Origin of the sequence: Anabaena sp. CCY 9402-a (assembly GCF_963920945.1) — a bacterium.
Taxonomy (GTDB): domain Bacteria; phylum Cyanobacteriota; class Cyanobacteriia; order Cyanobacteriales; family Nostocaceae; genus Trichormus; species Trichormus minutissimus.
Window position 1 is genome coordinate 16377 of sequence record NZ_CAWUDL010000069.1, and the last position, 19204, is coordinate 35580.

At 40.6% G+C, this 19204-nt stretch carries 20 protein-coding genes; 6 read left to right on the forward strand and 14 right to left on the reverse strand.

The genetic code is table 11. The annotated features are described in order from the left end of the window. Positions 1-251: 251 nt before the first annotated feature. Entirely contained in the window at positions 252-1022 is a 771-nt protein-coding gene (locus tag ACM0OR_RS21685; protein ID WP_414578699.1) for a hypothetical protein, read from the forward strand. Between the two features lie 138 nt (positions 1023-1160). Here ACM0OR_RS21685 and ACM0OR_RS21690 read toward each other — a convergent pair whose 3' ends face one another. Next, positions 1161-1538, reverse strand: a complete 378-nt coding sequence (locus ACM0OR_RS21690; RefSeq protein WP_414578700.1) for a hypothetical protein — start codon at positions 1536-1538, stop codon at positions 1161-1163. Positions 1539-1601: 63 nt separating this feature from the next. Continuing rightward, positions 1602-3326: an ABC1 kinase family protein gene (locus ACM0OR_RS21695; protein ID WP_414578712.1), complete on the reverse strand. Its 1725-nt coding sequence runs from the start codon at positions 3324-3326 to the stop codon at positions 1602-1604. 299 nt (positions 3327-3625) lie between these two features. On the opposite strand from ACM0OR_RS21695, the gene ACM0OR_RS21700 reads away from it, so the two are divergent. Beyond that, the gene (locus ACM0OR_RS21700; protein ID WP_414578701.1) at positions 3626-4711 is read left to right on the forward strand and encodes a hypothetical protein; all 1086 of its coding nucleotides are present in this window, start codon (positions 3626-3628) and stop codon (positions 4709-4711) included. A gap of 224 nt (positions 4712-4935) precedes the next feature. On the opposite strand, the gene obgE is transcribed toward ACM0OR_RS21700, so the two are convergent. From obgE to trxA, 10 genes are all read right to left on the reverse strand, one after another. Then, positions 4936-5964: a GTPase ObgE gene (obgE, locus tag ACM0OR_RS21705; RefSeq protein ID WP_414578702.1), complete on the reverse strand. Its 1029-nt coding sequence runs from the start codon at positions 5962-5964 to the stop codon at positions 4936-4938. A gap of 175 nt (positions 5965-6139) precedes the next feature. Next, the gene (locus ACM0OR_RS21710; RefSeq protein ID WP_414578703.1) at positions 6140-6814 is read right to left on the reverse strand and encodes a Mo-dependent nitrogenase C-terminal domain-containing protein; all 675 of its coding nucleotides are present in this window, start codon (positions 6812-6814) and stop codon (positions 6140-6142) included. A 354-nt stretch (positions 6815-7168) separates the two neighbouring features. After that, positions 7169-7696 (reverse strand): orange carotenoid protein N-terminal domain-containing protein, encoded by a 528-nt coding sequence (locus ACM0OR_RS21715; protein ID WP_323265751.1) that lies wholly within the window; start codon positions 7694-7696, stop codon positions 7169-7171. 414 nt (positions 7697-8110) lie between these two features. Further along, positions 8111-8602 (reverse strand): orange carotenoid protein N-terminal domain-containing protein, encoded by a 492-nt coding sequence (locus ACM0OR_RS21720; RefSeq protein WP_414578713.1) that lies wholly within the window; start codon positions 8600-8602, stop codon positions 8111-8113. Between the two features lie 244 nt (positions 8603-8846). Beyond that, positions 8847-9485: a hypothetical protein gene (locus tag ACM0OR_RS21725; protein WP_414578704.1), complete on the reverse strand. Its 639-nt coding sequence runs from the start codon at positions 9483-9485 to the stop codon at positions 8847-8849. 22 nt (positions 9486-9507) lie between these two features. Further along, complete coding sequence (locus ACM0OR_RS21730) at positions 9508-11181, reverse strand: hypothetical protein (protein WP_414578705.1); 1674 nt, start codon at positions 11179-11181, stop codon at positions 9508-9510. Positions 11182-11343: 162 nt separating this feature from the next. Then, a complete protein-coding gene (locus tag ACM0OR_RS21735) occupies positions 11344-12051 on the reverse strand; it encodes a glutathione binding-like protein (protein WP_414578706.1) in 708 nt (235 codons plus the stop codon). Positions 12052-12199: 148 nt separating this feature from the next. Continuing rightward, positions 12200-12865, reverse strand: a complete 666-nt coding sequence (locus ACM0OR_RS21740) for a nitroreductase family protein (RefSeq protein WP_414578707.1) — start codon at positions 12863-12865, stop codon at positions 12200-12202. Positions 12866-12881: 16 nt separating this feature from the next. Next, complete coding sequence (locus ACM0OR_RS21745; RefSeq protein WP_414578708.1) at positions 12882-13022, reverse strand: hypothetical protein; 141 nt, start codon at positions 13020-13022, stop codon at positions 12882-12884. A 66-nt stretch (positions 13023-13088) separates the two neighbouring features. Then, positions 13089-13421: a thioredoxin gene (gene trxA, locus ACM0OR_RS21750; protein ID WP_323265745.1), complete on the reverse strand. Its 333-nt coding sequence runs from the start codon at positions 13419-13421 to the stop codon at positions 13089-13091. A gap of 81 nt (positions 13422-13502) precedes the next feature. Here trxA and ACM0OR_RS21755 point away from each other — a divergent pair, with 81 nt between their 5' ends. Beyond that, a complete protein-coding gene (locus ACM0OR_RS21755; protein WP_190704776.1) occupies positions 13503-13820 on the forward strand; it encodes an ArsR/SmtB family transcription factor in 318 nt (105 codons plus the stop codon). Positions 13821-13881: 61 nt separating this feature from the next. Here ACM0OR_RS21755 and ACM0OR_RS21760 read toward each other — a convergent pair whose 3' ends face one another. Continuing rightward, positions 13882-14421 carry a hypothetical protein gene (locus tag ACM0OR_RS21760; protein WP_323265744.1) on the reverse strand — a complete coding sequence of 180 codons (540 nt, stop codon included), beginning with the start codon at positions 14419-14421 and terminating at the stop codon, positions 13882-13884. Between the two features lie 202 nt (positions 14422-14623). Beyond that, complete coding sequence (locus ACM0OR_RS21765) at positions 14624-15973, reverse strand: OB-fold nucleic acid binding domain-containing protein (protein WP_190704796.1); 1350 nt, start codon at positions 15971-15973, stop codon at positions 14624-14626. 284 nt (positions 15974-16257) lie between these two features. Here ACM0OR_RS21765 and gatA point away from each other — a divergent pair, with 284 nt between their 5' ends. The 3 genes from gatA to ACM0OR_RS21780 all read left to right on the forward strand — a co-directional run bounded on the left by gatA (position 16258) and on the right by ACM0OR_RS21780 (position 19068). Then, positions 16258-17715, forward strand: coding sequence for an Asp-tRNA(Asn)/Glu-tRNA(Gln) amidotransferase subunit GatA (gene gatA / locus ACM0OR_RS21770; RefSeq protein ID WP_414578709.1), 1458 nt, complete (start codon positions 16258-16260; stop codon positions 17713-17715). Positions 17716-17979: 264 nt separating this feature from the next. Next, positions 17980-18213, forward strand: coding sequence for an EF-hand domain-containing protein (locus tag ACM0OR_RS21775; protein WP_414578710.1), 234 nt, complete (start codon positions 17980-17982; stop codon positions 18211-18213). Positions 18214-18438: 225 nt separating this feature from the next. Further along, positions 18439-19068 (forward strand): type I restriction endonuclease subunit R, encoded by a 630-nt coding sequence (locus ACM0OR_RS21780; protein WP_414578711.1) that lies wholly within the window; start codon positions 18439-18441, stop codon positions 19066-19068. The last annotated feature ends 136 nt before the right edge of the window (positions 19069-19204 follow it).

Consider the following 19204-nt stretch of genomic DNA (forward strand, 5'->3'; position numbering starts at 1 on the left):
GTCTCACAACAAGTTGTGAAACTTCAGAGGGTTCTTTAAATTTAAATTTATATTTAAAATTACTCTAGCATTTAATGCTTGATAATTTAATTATTAAGATTAATAGTATTATCCGTAAAAATACAGTGATTTTAGTCTCTTAAGTGAGTGGGAAGCACAAATATATTGTAATCTAATCTGTAAGGTTGACGGTGAAATCCGTAAAAACACTAGTAATTATATTTCCCAATGGGGATACATAAGGAAAAATTATGAATTCCGAACAACACAATTACTGCTTCTGCACATTAGCTTTAAGAAAAAAATATCGTCTACTAACTCAACAATTAGCTAGTGATTTAGCAAAATATTCTCCAGGAAAATCTTTTGTAGTTTTAACAGATAAGCCCGCAGATTTTAACAATAGTCCCAACGTTTTAGCCTTTAGGCATAACCAACGCGGAATTCTGCATTGTTATCATGATAAAAGCTTGGTTATGGAATTAGCTTTGTCAAGATTTAATGCAGCAATATATATTGATGCAGATACAACAATACTATCTTCTTTACCTGATACTTTAACCTGGAAACCAGGCATTACAGCAGGTCATTGTGAGAATCTAGTTGAACACGTTACTAGATATACTCCTGAAAGATTAGCGCACATCCAAAAAGTAGCTTCGCATTTAAATATCAAATTGCAAGATTCACCTTATATTGGAGAGTCTTTATTTATTATTGCTAGAGATGAAGGTAGAGAAGTAGAGTATTTAAAATATTGGGCAAAGATTGGTAGATATTTAGAATTGCGGGGTATTCATGCTGGTTCAGGTAATGCAATGGGATTAGCCGCCGCTAAAATTGGCTGGAGTGTGGCTCAGGATGGCTGGGCTGAAGTGAGAAATATTACTAAACATTTAGATGCCTCTTACACTAATAAGCAAACTTCTTGGGATTTATGGAAAAGAAAGCTAGGCTATCACTACCGCTTGAATAAAGCGAGATTAGTAGCTTTGAAAGATTTTGAATTCTTTTATAGATAAGGTTTGAAAATTTAAACTTATCAAATTACCGACATCCAAGTCATAAAAGCTAACAAAATTTTAGCCGACAGATGAATTTAGTTCTGCACTTTGCTAACTACGATTAATTCATCTGTGGGCTAGTTTTTTATATTAAAATTAAAGCCAAGAATCTAAATCAAGAGACTGCATTCCTTTCTGTTTTACAAAAACCAGCATACTTCCCAACTGAAACCACACTAACAAACAAGTCAAAATACTAAGCGGTAAACCAACGCCTAAAGCTAAAAGGGAAGGAAAGCCAAATATTTCTAACCCTGAAGATAAAAATAAACAGGCTCCTACTGTGATACCAACAAAAGGGACAGACAATAGTTGTTTAAATCCCGAAGTTGATGGAGAATTTTCTGTACTATTGATTTTCCATTCTTGGACAATTAGCCTCAGTGTGCCAGATAAAGCTACACCAGAAGTCACGGACATAAATAAGCCAACAAATAGAATAAAATATGGTGGTTGCAGAGGGTAATAGTACATGAAAACTCCCGATTGATAATAAAAAATGAAGGTTCTAATTAAAACAGCAGAAATTGTTGATTTTTAATTTTTATTTGTTGATTTGGGATCACTAAAAAATTCTAGATTTGTAGATTTTGGTAGGATAGCCGCTACACCTTCTCTAGATAAATCTGTCAATAAAGCGATCGCTACATTGAACAAGCGATTTGGCTGTAAATCATCTTTCACTAGAGACCACAGGCGTTGCACTTCTTCTGTGTGAAGACGATCATCTTCTGTAAGTGCTAGTACCAACTTGCGGCGGAGAAATTTGCCTTCATCAGACAACAGATATTGCAAACCCATCTGTGCTGTAGGTAATACATCAAAATTACTATCCGTGCGAGCGATCGCAATTAAATTTTCTAAGCGTTGCCACTGAAATTTACCATCTTTAAACAAAATATTGAGTAATCTCCGCCGTAGTTCAGGCGATTCTCCAGTCAGCAAACGCCTAGCCACGTAGGGATGACTCACCTCAACAATTTTGAAATCCGGATTCAGGCTCAGAGCAATCCCTTCCTGTGTCACCAGAGAACGAATAATCAGCGCAAATTTGGCAGGGACGCGAAATGGATACTCATACATCAGTTCTGAGAACTGATCGGTAACGGTTTTAAAGTTAAAATCTCCGACATTTTTACCAATGGCGTTACCTAGTACCGCCTCTAAAGCTGGCACAATCGGGGCAATATTCGTGTCTGGTGTCAAAAAACCCAAATTGACAAAATCGGCGGCTAAATCGGTGTAGTCTTGATTAACTAGATGCACCACTGCATCAACAAGAGTTTCTTTGGTAGTTTCCTCTAGCTGATCCATCATGCCAAAATCAATGTAAGCCATGCGACCATCCGGCATCGCAAACAGATTACCAGGATGGGGGTCAGCGTGAAAGAAGCCGTATTCTAATAACTGTTGTAAGCCAGAAGTGACACCAATGCGGATAATAGCCTCTGGATCTAAACCAACTTCCTGAATTCTTTTAGTATCCGTAAGCTTGAAGCCGTTAATCCACTCCAAAGTTAAGACACGGCCACTGGTAAACCGCCAGTAAATGCAGGGGACTTTTACTTGTGGATCATTGCGGAAGTTGTTCGCAAATCTTTCGGCGTTACGACCTTCATTCAGGTAATCAATTTCTTCAAATAACTTGATGCCAAACTCATCCACAATCAAAGTCAGATCATGACCAAGATTTAGCGGTAACCAGGGAGAAAGCCAAGCTGCTGCCCAGCGCATTAAATAAAGGTCAAGGGTGAGAACTGGGCGTAAGTTAGGACGTTGTACCTTGACTGCTACTTCTTCCCCACTGAACAAACGTCCTTTGTAGACTTGACCCAAGCTAGCCGCAGCCACTGGATGAGGTGAAAGTTCACTAAAAACTTCTGAGATTGACCGGTCTAATTCAGTTTCGATAATGTGATAAGCGATCGCATTATCAAACGGTGGTAATTGGTCTTGCAGTTTGATCAGTTCGTCTAGAAAATCCTTACGGATTAAGTCAGGTCGTGTCGAGAGAGCTTGACCAACTTTAATAAATGTTGGGCCTAGCTTGGTAAGTAACTCTCGCAACTGAGTAGCACGCTTCTCTCTATTCTGTTCGACCCGATTTTGCCACTCATCCCATTTGAGACTGAAAACAAATACTGCAAAAGACCAACTAATTTTGAGTAACCGCCCCCAAACTAACCAAGGGCGGTAGCGATAGTAACGAGCGATCGTGTCTGAATTGTAGCGTTTTAGCTGACCAGGTTGATACTGACCCACGCCTTTGTTTGCCTCTTCTACTACTGGAAAATTGACAACTTTGTTTGTTTTCTGAACCTCAAGCTGGTAAACAGCTAATGAACTCAGTAGTTGTTGATACAAATAAAAATATAGTCATACAACAACGGTAAACTGACCAGTTTGATCTGCCTTTGCTGCCGCAATTTGTGTATCTTTCCTCTTAATTATACTTTATAAAAGTACAGAAATCTCCTGTTTTTGTTCTTCACAGGCAATCAACAGGAACTGTATGATGACAGACTTCGTTCCCTCTATGTAAAGATTACGGACTAGTTTTCATGAAATTTGTTTCAATTTTAACTAAACACAGGTGGCGATTACGTTTCTTTGTCGTCTTAACCAGTCTTGTGGCTACACTTGTCATTACTCAGGCAGTAACCCCTAGAGAACCTCTGACGCGAGATAAATTTCTCTGGCCATTTTCATCCACATCAATTTGGAATATGCCTATTGGCTCAGGCGCACGCTACAAAAGAGCAAATATCGAGAAGGCTTACTGGGCAGGGGCAGATACAATTCATCTCTACAAACTCAAAGCTAGCGATCCTTTGCGTCCTGTTTATCGTCCTGGTTCTTGGGAAGTGAGATGCTCCAAAACTAACAAGACTACTATTTCTGTTTTACCTATCCCAGATAATTTGATCATACCCGATACAGTAGGAACTTCTACACCCAACAACAGCTCCGCCTTTTTGATGCCCGATGGTAAAACTTTACAACAACTAAACCCTTTGGCACGTTGTATTCCAGGTGGAGCAGTATATGGATACGCTTACACTCCCCCGGTTGATATTTATAGTGACGGCATTGGGGGATCACATGGTGGTTCTGGTCTTTCAGCAATTGGAGGAACTATTCGTAAAGGTGAATTAACCAGTAGTCAACCAATTCGCCATGTATTAAAGGTTCTGCTTCATGGTAGAAAATATTACTACTACTCTCGATCTATCCCTGGATATCGCTGGCCAGCAGATCGAGCTGATAAGACAGCCCCAAGCACATATGGAGGAAAGAACCCTTCTTTAGTGATGGGTTCTTTGTTAGCAATACCATCTTGGGTGACAGAAGCTAGCTTAAACTTGCAAACACCAGCCGCGAAGAAGCTATTTCATGCACTCCAAGATTACGGTGCTTATACAGTTGATGGTTCAGCTTGGGATTGTCACTACATAGCAGTCGAAAAAGGAGTAAATGAAGAGTTTAAAAAGAACTATGGCTACAGCTTGGTAGGAAAAGATGGACAGTTTTATGATGAGTTTATGCGCCTATTCCAAGCACTCCACATTGTCGATAACAATAGGCCTCATAGCATAGGGGGCGGTGGGATTCCGCGTGCGCCTTTAGCTCCACCAATTGCGAATTAACTTTCGTTTTTGGTCTGGACAAACTATCTATTGTTCAAGATTTTTGTAAACAATAATACCCTTTTTGGTAATCAGGCTGGCGAGAACTAAATTTTTCTTTTCTTGAATTAGTAGCCAGCCTTCTTTCATGGTTTTTTCAGCTATGTGCCTGATTTTTTCATCAACCGCATTACTTTCAGCACCAGAGAGATAGCTAAAACCCTGACTACAAATTTTATCTTGACTTAAATCAACACCTCTGCTGCTTCAACGGCATTAATTTGGTCGAGAACATTCCAAAGTTCTTGTAACATTGGCTCTAAACCATTGCGAGTTACCGCAGAAATCAAGAAAACTCTAGCGTGAGAAAGATGATTTAATTGCGTTGCTAGTGCTTCTAAATCTACAGTTTCTCTATCCACGGCATCAATTTTATTTAATGCCAAAATTTGCATTCTTTGTTCTAAACCGCGTCCGTAGGCTGCTAATTCTTGCTGAATTGTGTTGTAGTCTCCGATGACATCATCACTAGTAGCATCAATTAAATGCAGGAGTAACCGTGTACGTTCAATGTGGCGTAAAAAATCATGTCCCAAACCTGCACCTCCTGCTGCACCTTCAATTAGTCCAGGGATATCAGCAAAGACTGTACCATCACCAGTAGGTTTTCTGACCACACCTAAATTTGGTATCAGGGTGGTAAATGGATAATCGGCAATTTTAGGACGTGCAGCTGATAAAGATGATATCAAAGTTGATTTACCAGCATTGGGTAAACCAATAATTCCTACTTCTGCCAAAAGTTTTAATTCCAAACGTAGCAGTTTTCTTTCGCCTGGTAGTCCTGGGAGGGAGTATTCTGGGGCGCGGTTACGGTTACTTAAGAAATATTGATTTCCCAAACCACCTTTACCACCTTGGGCAATAATTAGCTTTTGGTTAGGTTTAGTTAAATCTCCTATCAAATCACCTGTTTCCGCATCATAAATTGCTGTTCCACAGGGAATTTCGATAATTAAATCTTTCCCTGATGCACCGGTGCAGTTGTTGGGGCCGCCACGTCCGCCATTGTCTGCTTTAAAGATATGGTTATATCGGAAATCTAAAAGGGTTTGCAGGTTTTCCACTGCGATGAAAATTACTGAACCACCCCTTCCACCGTTCCCACCAGAAGGGCCACCAGCCGGTACATACTTTTCCCGCCGGAAGGCGACAATACCATCGCCACCTTTTCCGGCTTCTACTTCAATTTTTGCTTGATCGATAAATTGCATTACTGCTAAATCCTGAATGAGTGCTGAGTGCTGAGTTGTGAGTGCTGAGTTGTGAGCTATCAATTATAAGTTTTTAATTGGCTCTTTATCCGTCATTACTTGATTTTTAATTCCTAACTTTATTACTTCCTACTCCCCACTCATTACTCATTACTCATTACTCATTACTCAGCACTCAAATATATGGTGTCACATCTTCTTGACATTCATCTGCCAAATAGGAAAGGGCGCGGAAGCGTAAACCTACGAGTTGCTCATATATTGGGTTAATTTTACACAATGGCGGAATGTGGACTATTTTCCGTCCAAATAAGGTGACATCTCGCTCAAAGGGACATTGGGAAGGAATCATTTTACACAAAAACCGGGCGACTCTGGGGTCTTTGACTTCTAACCCATCGAGCCAGTCTCGGACAGGATTGAGTACATCAGGACAGGGGGCTGTGAGTGCTGCTGCTAGGAGAGGATTTATTTGTTCTTCGTCTGCTAGGGTATAGCGTAGGGCTTCTAAAATGTCGTCCGGTTCGCCTAGGGCTTGGCAAAATTGATGTAGGACTTGATCTTCGCTAGGGGAATATGTACCATCTGCGATCGCTACCATCACAGCTGTACGCAAAAAAGTTTCCGCAGCTGGTGTATTTTTACCTAAAACAGCAGCTAATTCTTCTGGTGTAATTACTTCTAGTGAATCCCAATCAAGACAAGGGGCTAATTCATCTTTGGTAATAATGCCAATTGATTGCTGTTCTTGTTCGTCAAAGTTACCGTCAGCCCAAGCTATTGTTAGCAGTCCACGCAACCAAGCGGTTATCTGTTCACTAGTGTAGGGAGATTGAACAACACTTGTCATAAACTTACGCCTTGTGGTTTCCTCAGTCCATAATAAGCTACTGTTATTGAGGGTAAACTGTTACAAGGCTAACTAAGCAGCTTTTAAGATTTGTTTTGTCTTTACTCTTGAGGTTGGGGTAATTCAAAAGTTACATCTTCGCATACGTCTCTCATAGCCCTCTCCTCGCTTGCTCTTAGGGGGTTGGGGGTGGGGTTCTTTTACCTCACTCAACCGACGAGAAACGCTGTATTCTTTGTGTTCGCTAGTTTACTTGAATATCTGACCTTCTCTCGCAAACTTTGCGGTTCTAGAAAAAAAGGGGGACACAAGGCAAAATTACCCGTTCCCCCGTCTTCAGCAACGCTGAATTCTTTATGCTTTGACTCTGGTTTGCAGCACTTGTTTCAAGAAAGACACTAAATCATTAGTATTTAATGATTGTAGATTGTTCAAAACTGCCGTAGCTTGCTCTGTGGGGGTATAGTTGCTCGGTATGTTGATAATGGTGCTACCTAATCTTTGTCCTAAAAAATACCAAAAAGCTAATTTACCCTCAGCATTGAGTTTGCCATACTCTCCAGTCGGAATTTTTGTACCACCTTGAGCTAGTTCAACCATTGCTTTACTTGGATGGGGATCTAGCATGGTTTCATTTTGATCATTTCTCGAAGCTGGTAGCAAATCGCGCAAAGCATAAAGTTGTTCTTCTGGCGAAAGTTGCTGAATTTGTGCTACTAACTCAGCAGCTTTTTGTGTTGGTAATTTGTCTATATCACTGGTGGAGATTGTATCAGCAACATTGCTAAATAATGAACCAAATACTACCAGGCGATCGTCTATATCTAACTGCTTAAAATCAGCTACAGCTTGTTCTACAGGATTAACGTTTGTAGAAGTCATGAAAACCTCTCTAATTATTGTTCTTTATTTTCAAAATTAAATGTTTTTTTTGACTGTGTATGAGCAAGCAGTTTTATTTCGATAAAGTGATAAAATCTACTTTGTCATCAAGTGTATAGCGATTAACTATACTTTCGTTTAAGTTAAAAAAATAGCCTGTTTTAAAACACTATAAAAAGATAGAAGTTATGACAACAACTAATAAATTTAAACCCGTCGTAAGACAGAGGTAATATTTTATTAATTAACGTAAATTATGAAATACGAAGCAAAGGGCGTTACGATTTTTGGGTGCATCTAACCCAAAGAGCAACCTAGTAAACACAGAGGCAGAATTGTGATTTCTACTCTGTGTTTATTTACTACTCAGATTTATTGAAAAGCGAAATTACGCTAACGCATCTCTACACTTATTTAAATCTCAGCACCAGGTTTTGGTTCAGCACCCATTGGGGAAACATAATCACGGAAAACAGTAATCTGCTTTTCAAATGACAATGTTTTGATTTTATCCAATAATCGTTTAGCTTGAGAACCAAGTTCATATTCAGGCGGCATAGGCACAATAGTAGTATTTTCCATACCTTGGGCTAAACGATACCAAAATAGTAATTTTGTGGTATCACTTAATGAGCCATATTGACGACTAACTTGGTTATCTACACGGTTAATCAAGTCACGTTGTAACTGTAATTGTTGTTCATGGTTTAAGTCTTTGACTTGATTAAATAAGCCCTCGGCAATTTCTGGAGAAACAGTGCTGGCGTTAGGGGCGGCTGGTGTAACAGCATCTCCCATTTCTGTGTAAATAAACCAAAACAAAGCAAGCTGTTCGTCTGTATCCAATTTCTGCCACGCTTGGACATTTTCGCGAATAGTTGGATCGCTGGTTTGTGTAGAAGCCATAATGATTGCGGTTGTAATTAATTTCATTAGCAACCGTAACAAGGATACATAAGGTTTTGAACCATACTAGAGATATAAGTATTACAATCAAAAAGTAGAATCATACAGCAGAATTCAGTATTAAAACAGACTGTATATTCAGACCATTTACACAATATTCAGAAATATTTTTAATGGTGAATTAGTACCACAGAAAAGCATATTATCCTTAATAGGATAGATGAATCAGGCTAACGAGTAATTGCTATTGATGTGATGTGCGTGGTACAAATGCGTCAGCAGAAAAGTCAGGGAAGAGGATAGGCATTCGTTCTCGGAATTGGCGCACCTCAGAATTCTTCTGGGTATCTGCACAGAGGCTTAACTGCCAATATAAGTAACCGCGAGATTTAATGAGGCGATCAATATATTCGATAAAAGAATAACCGGTTGCACACAGATCCTCACCAAAGTAATGAAAATAGACTGCATCTTGTGGAGCAGCATCCGGTTCTTGGTAGAATGCCGCACAAGCTTCTGATTGGAAAAGGTCAAAGGGTTTCACCGCCTTAAATCGGTCTCCTCCTTCAAAGTCATCAAACCAAGTCACATCCTTCCAACTACCAAATATTCGTTCTATCGGTAGCAAATGAATTGCTCCGCTATCTGGGGTTTGGTTATCAGGTACTTCGCCCACATATTCCCATTCCAAACGCAAGCCGTTCATCTGTTGATAGAATTCCTCCACTCCTGCTGGCAGTCGATATGCAGCATAATTGCGAGCAGTAGCAATAGCTGCATCTGTTGCAGGTGGGGCAATTTCTGCATTACACACCGTTAGATTCGGCATCGCTTCTAAAGAGCGAATCAGTTCCTGTATCTTATTGAGGTAGGTGCTTGTCATTTTATGCTGACTCTATCTGTGATTATTTTGTCTTGGATTTGATTGTTACCTTTTTAGGGGTTCTCTTCTTGACCCCACCGGAGGTTTTATTTTTGTCCTCCTTCTTAGGCTTAAATATTGGTTTTTTAGAACGCTTAGAGCGACCCTGCATATACTCTAATGCTTTCGCCTCTAGGTTTGTTGTGCTTTCATACTCATCTTTGTACTGAGCATCCAAATTCGTTTTACTATCGATGAAATCAAACTTCTGCTGTGGTGAGCCACCTTTTCCTGCCTCATTTGCCCAAAGGTCAAATAATTCCTTTCTTTTTGGCTTATTGGTCAGGTTACTGAGGAACGTATTGATTTGATTATTCTGCTCTAATTGGCTAAGTAAGTTGGCTTTAGCCGCATTTGGAAGATAGTTAAATATTGTCCAATCGGTCTTGGCAAAGCTCTCGGCGATCGCACCCAGATGTTGGAGTAGATCCCATTTGTATGCTATGATACCCTTCCTTTGTTCCGTTTGATTGAGCAGGGTTGAAAACAGAGTTTGTGCTTTTATGCTCTCTGATACTGCTACCAACGGTAAGATAATCTCCTGTACAAAGAGTTCCGCGCTAGTGATAACCTTCAGACTATTCTTCATAAAGTCATCTAGCACCGTACTAGGCATCGCTTTGATGATCGCGCCCTTGGTCTTCTCTTCCATACCCAGGTATATCTGTGGGAAATTGTGGATAATTGACCACTTCAGTTCATCATACTGGACTAGGTCGAAAGCTTGAGCGCGGATCTGATCTGTTATACCTGTTTGATTTAGCTTATTTACTAAGTCAGCAGCCTGATTTTGAGGCCAATCTTTGTACTCCTGTGCTGCTTGTCCCTGGAGTGGTGCAACTGGCAATTGGATATCAGTACCCCAAGTTCCTGAAGCTGTGTTACCCATCACCCCCCACGCCATATCTATCCGATTGGGAACGACGGATGTGAAATCGTTGGCATTAGTTGAGTTGTTCAAGTAGGAAACATTAGTTTTCAACCAAATCGATTCACCTGCTTCGACCAGATTTTTAGCACTCGTCTCCGGCCCTGCTGACATCATGCTATTAACCTTAGCCGGGCCTGGTGCTAAGTTCCATGACTCATTACCTGGACCTCCTAGGCGACCGTTCCACAGGTGCATACGTACTGCATTATAGTGGGAGTTATTGCTACCAGTATTGGCCAAAGTATGTCCCGCAGCGTGCAGTTCTGTCCAACCGAATGGATTACCCGCAGCTGTAGGTGAGTTTGCTGCTGCTCCTAATGGTGTTCCCTGAATATTTTGGACATATACCTCTTTCGCTCTGTGGTCTTGTTTGGGTGTTACATCAGTTTGTGAACATAACTCATAAGCTCTTTGTAAGACTTCGCCTCCAGTCTGGGAAACCGTGAAGGAGTTGACATGATTTGCCGCTTGTTCATTCTGCTCTCCTGGCTGATTCACGATCTGCATTTGAATTGGTGGCGGCGATGACGGATCAGGTTTATACGTAAACCTGGAGATATCAGGAAAGCTACTAGCAACTTGCTTGGCCTGTGCGTCAGAACTTTGTAAATCTGGTGCTGCTGCTTCAACTAAAGGCTGAACAACCATGCGGGGTGGTGCGAAGGGATTGGTTGTGGATGAATCAGCAGTAGATTTTTTAAATGTTTTATTTGGTCGGGAATACATAAAATCTCAGTTTAAATTAGGCAGATACATTAATATATGGCGTAATAACCGAGTTATTTGTATTAGAGAAAAGTCTGAGATTTAAATCCTAAATCATTCGTAATAACCAAGAACCCCAGCTTCTCGAAAAACTGGGGTTCTGAATCTTCAACAAGTTAATGATTATTTGGCAGTCATATTCACTGTATTAGCTGACTGGTTAAACAACACATTCCTCGACTTTTCGATATCTAATGCTTGATTTTTAAAAGCTTCTGCCTTCTCATAGGCGCGAATCACTGCTGGACGTGCCTTAATTGCTTCAAACCAACGCTTCAAGTTGGGGAAATTATCCAGATTTTGGCTTTGGCGTTCATAGGGTACTATCCAGGGATAGGCAGCAATATCTGCAATTGAATAGTCACCAGCTACAAATTTTCTGTCTGCTAATCGCTTATCTAGCACTGCATACAAACGTGCTGTCTCATTAACATAGCGGTTAATAGCATACTCAATTTTTTCAGGTGCATATTGGCTAAAGTGGTGATTTTGTCCGGCCATTGGCCCTAAGCCCCCCATTTGCCAGAATAACCATTGTAAGACTTCTACTCGCTCCCTAATATCTGGCGAGATCAATTTCCCGGTTTTTTCCGCCAAGTACAACAAAATAGCACCTGATTCAAATATAGAAACCGCCTCACCCCCTCCGGCTGGTTCATGGTCAACAATTGCCGGGATGCGATTATTGGGCGAAATATTCAGAAATTCTGGCTTAAATTGGTCTCCAGCACCAATATTCACAGGAATGATGTTGTAAGGTAAGCCAACTTCTTCTAGAAAGACGGTAATTTTGTGACCGTTCGGAGTTGTCCAATAATATAGATCAATCATGCTGATATCTCCTGGTTAGAGAGGGAATATGCGCCTCTATCAGTTTTTCTTTGGCTTCGGCTACATTACCTTTTAGGGGTATCCAATCGAAATGAGCGATCGCAATTTTCCCCCCAATTTTGAGAATCCGCGCTAACGCTTACACAACTCACCCTTGATAGGGGGTATCAATTTTGTCTACAAAGACGTTGTAGGATAATGGCAAACGACCGGGATCTAGACGGGGTTCGGCGGCATAACCTACAGGAACTAAAACTGCGATCGCTAAATCAGACTCGTCCGCCGCACCAATTACTTCTTTGACTTTCTCTTCAATCCAACCATTCATAAAACAGGTAGATAGTCCCAAACTTTCTGCTGCTAAAACTAAATGAGTAGCAGCAATAATAGCGTCTTTAATGGCATATTCCCGGCGTTTGTCTCCCAAACCTGCCTGGAATTGGGGAATAGCAGTTTTAAAATAATTTACTGTACCTTCATTCCATGCACCAGTTTGCAAGGCCTTTTCATATATTGCGGTTAAATCGTCTTCCCCAGCATTGGGATCGGCTGCAAACACAAAGGTCACTGGTGCTTCAATAATTTGTTTTTGATTCCAAGATGCAGCTGATAAAGCCGCCTTTTGGGCTTCGTCTTGAACTAAGACAATCCGCCAGCCTTGCATATTAAAGCTACTGGGTGCAGCTACGGTCAACTCTACTAGTTGCTTCAGCAGTTCTGGTGCTATGGGGTCTGTTTTAAAAGCTTTGATTGAGCGACGCTGAACAATAGCCTTGGGTACGTCTAGAGGTTGAGTTTTAGTGATTGTACTCATGAGATTCTCCTCTGATTTAATTAGGATTACGCTTTGAAAGAGTGGTGAGTGGTGAGTGCTGAGTAGTGTTAGCGGTAGCGCGGCGTTTAGCCGGTGCTGAGTGGTGAGTGGTGTTAGCAGAAGCGGGGCGGTTCAGCCTGTGCTGAGTAAAAAACACCTGTCATCTGTCACCTGTCATCTGTCACCTGTCACCTGTCACCTGTCACCTGTCACCTGTCACCTATTACCCTTGCTGAATATGCTCGGTTAAGGTCTTAGTCAAACTAGTTTTAGCAACAGCTCCTACAACTGTATCGACTTGTCGCCCTCCTTTAAATACCATCAGAGTAGGAATACTACGAATTCCGTAATGGCTGGCAACGGTGGGATTTTGATCTGTGTTTAATTTTACCACTTTTACCTGACCTACGTATTCGGTAGCAACTTCATCGACAACTGGGGCTACCATCCGACAAGGGCCACACCAAGGGGCCCAAAAATCCACTAACACTGGAACTTCACTATCGAGTACCTCTTGTTTAAATGTGGCTTCTGTAACATTTATGACGGATGACATAGTTGCCTCCCTGATTTAATTCTGTAGTTCGACATTATCGAATAATAAAAATATAAGCCAATTTAAGAGATAATGCAAGTTATGAAATTTTTATATCATCCAGACCGAAAAGATATTACGTTACCCGGAGTGTTGTATGCGCTAGGCGATCCTGTACGGCTAGAGATGGTGCGTTTGCTAGCAACCAAGGGTGAGCAGTGCTGTGGAGACTTTGATTTTGCGATCGCCAAGTCTACCATGTCGAATCACTTTAAGATTCTGCGCGAGTCAGGGGTAGTATTGAGTCGCAAGGAAGGAACACAACACATCAACATATTGCGGCGAGAAGATTTAGAAGTGCTGTTTCCTGGTTTACTTGATGCAGTGTTGCGATCGGCTAAGTCAGTTGTTAATAGTTAATAATCAATTAAGATTGGGCATAGGGTATTGAATTTACCTCCTTACACCTCTACACCCAATATTAGTGAATTCTCTTATAATTTCTTCGCCATTTTTCGAGATTATCTATAGATATAGATTTAGTCACAACATTAACACAATCGCCTCGCCAATCAACCTCAGAATCTGTAGTAAAAACTCCACATTCCAACTGTTCAGGATGAATATCCCAATATTGGCTAAATCTGCCTTTTAAAGTAATTACTTGCTCAAATACTTTATTTCTATGCTTATTTCTGCGTTTTCTTTCTGTTGCTCCTGTTGCTTCTGTATCGATAAATTTTGTCTCAACTAAAAACAAATTACCTTGAAATGTGAGATAGACAAAATCACACTTTCCTAAGTCTGTATAGTCTGCGATCGGAGACTTTTCAAACAACAATAACTCATAGCAAGAAGGAAACAAAGTACGGATATTCAAAAATAGATAAGCTTGCAAAAGTAGTTCCTTGTCGTAGGGAAATACAATCACCCCTTCAAAAAATTGTTTAATTTCTTCTTGGTTTTGGGGTTGAATTTTTTTGCAGTAACACACAAACTTACTTAAATCATTAGCAATCATTAAGTTTTAGCTCCTTCCCCTACCTCTTGCCGAAGTTGTCATGGCATAAAAAGATACTACTTACTACAGGAAATCATCATCCGCATAACTAACTAAAAAAAGTATTAATTCTAATGACTGCTACGGTAATATACTGGGCATTCGGCATCGTATTTCTCCCCTACCGCACCCTGCGGATTCCGCGAAGCGGTACTGTTTCTTCTTACCCACCAATCAAAGGCCTCAGGTGTGCTGGGAATCTGGCATTTTGTAAAGCTTGAACGGTGATACGTGCATCTTGTACGCAAAATTGCCACCCTAAGCGGACTAATTTACGAGAATGTTCAGTTTGTATAATTCCTATTACGGGCATTTTTGACTTTTCTTTATCGCCTGACTGTTCCTGTAAAATTGTTTTCAAGCGATGTAGTTCTTCAATATTTGCTGCTTGTTGAGGATTTAATTCCACCATTACCATTTGTACTGTTTCTACGGGTTCTGCATCTTCAACTATTAATTGAATTTGTTCATCACGGCGGTCTAGTTTTCCCCAAATAATTAATCTGACATCAACTTGTAACAGAAAACTGATTCGTTCATAAGTTTTGGGAAAGACTACGGCTTCAGTTTGAGATGTTAAATCTTCTATTTGCAAAATTGCCATTGGATCGCCTTTTTTTGTCATCACTTTTTTCACACCGTTAAGCATGACAACAACACAGAGTTTTGTGTCTTCTCTTTGTTCACCAAGTTGTGATAGATTAATTGGTGTCAAAAGTGATGCCACTTGCCTTAAGGCTTTCAGTGGATGATCAGAGACGTAAAAACCTAACAATTCCTTTTCCAGGCGCAATTTTTCCTGGGGCGGATAGTCATTTACGGGTTTAGCTTTTGGTGCAGTTTCAAAGGCATTATTAGTTTTTTTATCATGATTAGAAGAGAGTCCACCTAATAAATCAAATAAATTGCCCTGACCTGATGCCTTATCTCTAGCACGGGATTGCGCCCATTCGTAAACTAATTCTAAATCTTGAATTAATTGGTGACGATTTGATTCAATTTTGTCAAAAGCTCCACAGTAAATCATCGATTCTAAAGTCCGGCGGTTGACAGTGCGAAGATCCACGCGATCGCAAAAATCAGCCAGAGATTTAAACGCGCCTCCCTCGTTACGTGCTTCGAGAGTCGCCGCGATCGCATTTTGCCCGACGTTCCGCACAGCCGAAAACCCAAATAAAATCTTTCCACCCACTGGTGTAAAATCCACCCCAGAGCGATTAATATCTGGTGGTTCTATTTGAATATTCATACTCATACAGGTGGAGATATATTTCTGCACCTTGTCTGTGTCACCACTGTTAGCCGTCAGCAGTGCAGCCATATATTCAAGTGGGTAATTAGCTTTCAGATATGCTGTTTGGTAAGTAACATAGGCATAGGCAGTTGAGTGTGATTTATTGAAACAATTAGAAGCAATTAACCCATTTTTGATCACAAAATTGTGATCACGCTCAACTCCTATATCGTAGACATTTTCTTTACCTACATATTTACGAGTAATAATTTTAACCATATTCTTTAACCCTGATGAGAGAATCTATAAGTCTATGTGATACAAAGAATTTTAGACTAGGCAGACAGACAAGGAAGAATACTAATATAAGATATTTCCCCAATCCCTAATCCCCAGCTTTTCAATGAGTGGATTTTAGATTATTCAATCCAAAATCTAAAATCCGTCTTGAAAAGTTTCCTACGGCGGGAAACCCGCCTACAGAACTTTCCGCAAAATCTAAAATTCCCAGTCCCCATCAATATGTACTAAAATCAGTGACTTGAGTCACTAAGAGAGTAATCATGGCATCCATCCGCGAACTGCACGAACAACTAGTAAAAAAAGAACGTTCTGCCGTTGAAATCACCCAAGAGGCTTTAGACCGTATTCAAGCTTTAGAGCCAAAATTGCACAGTTTCTTACACGTAACGGCACAAAAAGCGTTAGAGCAAGCTAGTGCTGTGGATGCCAAAATTGCTGCTGGCGAAGAAATTGGGCTGCTGGCGGGGATTCCCCTGGGTCTAAAAGATAATATGTGTACTAAAGGGATTCCCACTACTTGCGCCTCACGGATTTTAGAAAATTTTGTGCCGCCTTATGAATCAACGGTGTCACAAAAATTGATTGATGCTGGGGCTGTAATTGTTGGCAAAACCAACTTAGATGAGTTTGCAATGGGTAGTTCCACCGAAAATTCTGCTTATCAAGTCACAGCGAACCCTTGGGATTTGTCTAGAGTTCCTGGTGGTTCTTCTGGAGGTTCAGCCGCAGCCGTAGCCGCCGATGAATGCGTTGTTGCGCTGGGTTCTGATACCGGAGGTTCAATTCGCCAACCTGCGTCTTTTTGTGGCGTGGTGGGACTAAAGCCGACCTATGGGTTGGTTTCCCGTTATGGTTTAGTGGCTTACGCTTCATCTTTGGATCAAATTGGCCCCTTTGGACGCTCAGTAGAAGATACCGCGATATTATTGAATGCGATCGCAGGTTATGACCCGAAAGATTCCACTAGCCTGAAAGTTGAAATTCCGGATTACGCAGCTAGTTTAAAACCAGACCTGAAAGCTAGAGGTAAACTACGAATTGGCATCATCAAAGAAACCTTTGGCGAAGGTTTAGATGCTGTCGTCGAACAAGCTGTTACCAAAGCCATTGAGCAACTACAGCGTTTAGGCGCAGAAATTCATGTAATTTCCTGTCCTAACTTCCGTTATGGCTTACCTAGTTATTACATCATCGCCCCCTCAGAAGCATCAGCCAACCTAGCCCGATACGATGGCGTGAAATATGGCTGGCGTGCGCCGGATGCGGATAATCTCCTGTCTATGTACAAAACTACCCGTGCTACTGGATTTGGTACAGAAGTTAAACGCCGCATCATGATTGGCACATACGCCCTTTCTGCTGGCTATTATGATGCCTACTACCTGAAAGCACAAAAAGTCCGTACCCTGATTAAACAAGACTTTGAAAGAGCCTTTGAAACTGTTGATATATTGGTAACTCCTACTGCACCTACCACAGCATTTAAAGCCGGGGAAAAAACTACTGACCCCTTAAGTATGTATTTGAATGATCTGATGACTATTCCTGTAAACCTTGCTGGTTTACCAGGAATCAGCGTTCCCTGTGGTTTTGATGACCAAGGATTACCCATCGGCTTGCAACTCATCGGCAAAGTCCTGCGAGAAGACCAACTACTACAAGTAGCCTATGCTTATGAGCAATCGACTGCTTGGCATTTACGTCAGCCGACAATTTAGAGTGCTGAGTGGGGAGTGGGGAGTGGGGCAGGGCGTCCGTATTATGTCAATAAGTATAGACATTACCTGTTGTCCAAAGACGATAGAAAATACGGGCTAACTTATGTGCGGTGGCAGCAGGTCAACAATCGTGAAACCAGGGCAAGACACCGTTCGTACCATTTCGCTAATCTCAGCCCCAGTGATATCTATTTCTATGTCTAAAGATATAAGTTTATTTAATTTTGAAATATTAAAGTGAAAGATTAATTCAGATAGAAACTTATGTCAACCGAGCAAGAACTTCAATCTCTTTTTAATACCTTAGATCGCGATCAAGACGGCAAAATCTCCATTCATGAGCTTTTTTTAAGTCCTGGCTTAAGTGCAGTCATCTCATCAGAAACAAATACCAGTAGCCCCCAGGACTTACTAGCACAGTATGATTCAGATGAAGACGGTAGTATTACCTTTGAAGAGTTAAAGCAAGCAGTTGAGAAAGCAAGTAATTTAACGTAGCACTCAAAAAACCCCATACCAAATCCCCAATACTCAAAATCCCTCTTAGCGTTGGCTAGAGAGGGATTTGCAATTTCTAGCTCAACTTTACCAAGAATTATCAGACGTGACTATTTCGGAGAAGCTGACTCCTGTGGCAATGGCGCAAGCACCCACGCCCTAATGATCGCCCAAAAGTAATCCCTGCTATATAATACGGATGTATCCCTTATTCCCTAATTAATTATGGTACAAACAATCCAAACGCGGGATATAAGTCTTTACGAACTAGAGGAAAATTTTGGATTAGAGTTAGTTACCAATAGTAATTTTTTCCCAGAATGGATAGAAAATTTACCGTTACTAACGGATATAGAAAAATCATCTTTAGAACGAGTAAAAAGTAATTATTCAAATTTAACTAAACGCCGCCCCATGTCTGAAGAAGTAGTGAAGATGGTTGTGTTGTCTCCACTACTTGATTTAGCTGGTTTTTATCAACCAAATTTCGAGATTAAAACAGAAACTTCCACTGAAATTTCTGCTGTAGATGAAAGTGTTATTATTGTGAAAGGTAGTATTGATGTTTTAGTCGGCAATAGAAGACTTTGGATACTTGCTATTGAATCTAAAAACACTAAATTTGATGTGATATCTGCACTACCTCAAGCACTTGCTTACATACTCGACACTCCCAATGCTGAACGACCAACTTTTGGTTTGCTTGTCAATGGTAGAGAGTTTGTTTTTGTCAAGCTAGTTCAGTCACAAAAGCCAAAATATGCCCGTTCTGATGCTTTATCAATAGAAAAACCAAATGAAATTCAGCAAGTTTTAAGTGTACTAAAAAGATTTAGTGAATTAATTCTGTTGTAATATTTTTGACTAAAAAAAAGAAGATACAAGCCTGTATAGGGTGCTTCAGCGAGAGAAAACCTAGAAATACCAAACATAATCATATAGGACTTACGCATTGACAGAATAACAAAATAGTGAATTGATGAATATAGGT

Excerpts from the sequence above, each read along its gene's own strand:
- ACM0OR_RS21755 (WP_190704776.1), top strand. The coding sequence starts at position 13,503 with ATGAAATTTTTATATCATCCAGACCGAAAAGATATTACGTTACCCGGA.
- ACM0OR_RS21720 (WP_414578713.1), bottom strand. The coding sequence starts at position 8,602 with ATGGCTTCTACACAAACCAGCGATCCAACTATTCGCGAAAATGTCCAA.
- obgE (WP_414578702.1), bottom strand. The coding sequence starts at position 5,964 with ATGCAATTTATCGATCAAGCAAAAATTGAAGTAGAAGCCGGAAAAGGT.
- gatA (WP_414578709.1), top strand. The coding sequence starts at position 16,258 with ATGGCATCCATCCGCGAACTGCACGAACAACTAGTAAAAAAAGAACGT.
- ACM0OR_RS21690 (WP_414578700.1), bottom strand. The coding sequence starts at position 1,538 with ATGTACTATTACCCTCTGCAACCACCATATTTTATTCTATTTGTTGGC.
- ACM0OR_RS21685 (WP_414578699.1), top strand. The coding sequence starts at position 252 with ATGAATTCCGAACAACACAATTACTGCTTCTGCACATTAGCTTTAAGA.
- ACM0OR_RS21700 (WP_414578701.1), top strand. The coding sequence starts at position 3,626 with ATGAAATTTGTTTCAATTTTAACTAAACACAGGTGGCGATTACGTTTC.
- ACM0OR_RS21775 (WP_414578710.1), top strand. The coding sequence starts at position 17,980 with ATGTCAACCGAGCAAGAACTTCAATCTCTTTTTAATACCTTAGATCGC.
- ACM0OR_RS21780 (WP_414578711.1), top strand. The coding sequence starts at position 18,439 with ATGGTACAAACAATCCAAACGCGGGATATAAGTCTTTACGAACTAGAG.
- trxA (WP_323265745.1), bottom strand. The coding sequence starts at position 13,421 with ATGTCATCCGTCATAAATGTTACAGAAGCCACATTTAAACAAGAGGTA.
- ACM0OR_RS21710 (WP_414578703.1), bottom strand. The coding sequence starts at position 6,814 with ATGACAAGTGTTGTTCAATCTCCCTACACTAGTGAACAGATAACCGCT.
- ACM0OR_RS21715 (WP_323265751.1), bottom strand. The coding sequence starts at position 7,696 with ATGACTTCTACAAACGTTAATCCTGTAGAACAAGCTGTAGCTGATTTT.
- ACM0OR_RS21730 (WP_414578705.1), bottom strand. The coding sequence starts at position 11,181 with ATGTATTCCCGACCAAATAAAACATTTAAAAAATCTACTGCTGATTCA.
- ACM0OR_RS21760 (WP_323265744.1), bottom strand. The coding sequence starts at position 14,421 with ATGATTGCTAATGATTTAAGTAAGTTTGTGTGTTACTGCAAAAAAATT.
- ACM0OR_RS21735 (WP_414578706.1), bottom strand. The coding sequence starts at position 12,051 with ATGATTGATCTATATTATTGGACAACTCCGAACGGTCACAAAATTACC.
- ACM0OR_RS21765 (WP_190704796.1), bottom strand. The coding sequence starts at position 15,973 with ATGGTTAAAATTATTACTCGTAAATATGTAGGTAAAGAAAATGTCTAC.
- ACM0OR_RS21725 (WP_414578704.1), bottom strand. The coding sequence starts at position 9,485 with ATGACAAGCACCTACCTCAATAAGATACAGGAACTGATTCGCTCTTTA.
- ACM0OR_RS21740 (WP_414578707.1), bottom strand. The coding sequence starts at position 12,865 with ATGAGTACAATCACTAAAACTCAACCTCTAGACGTACCCAAGGCTATT.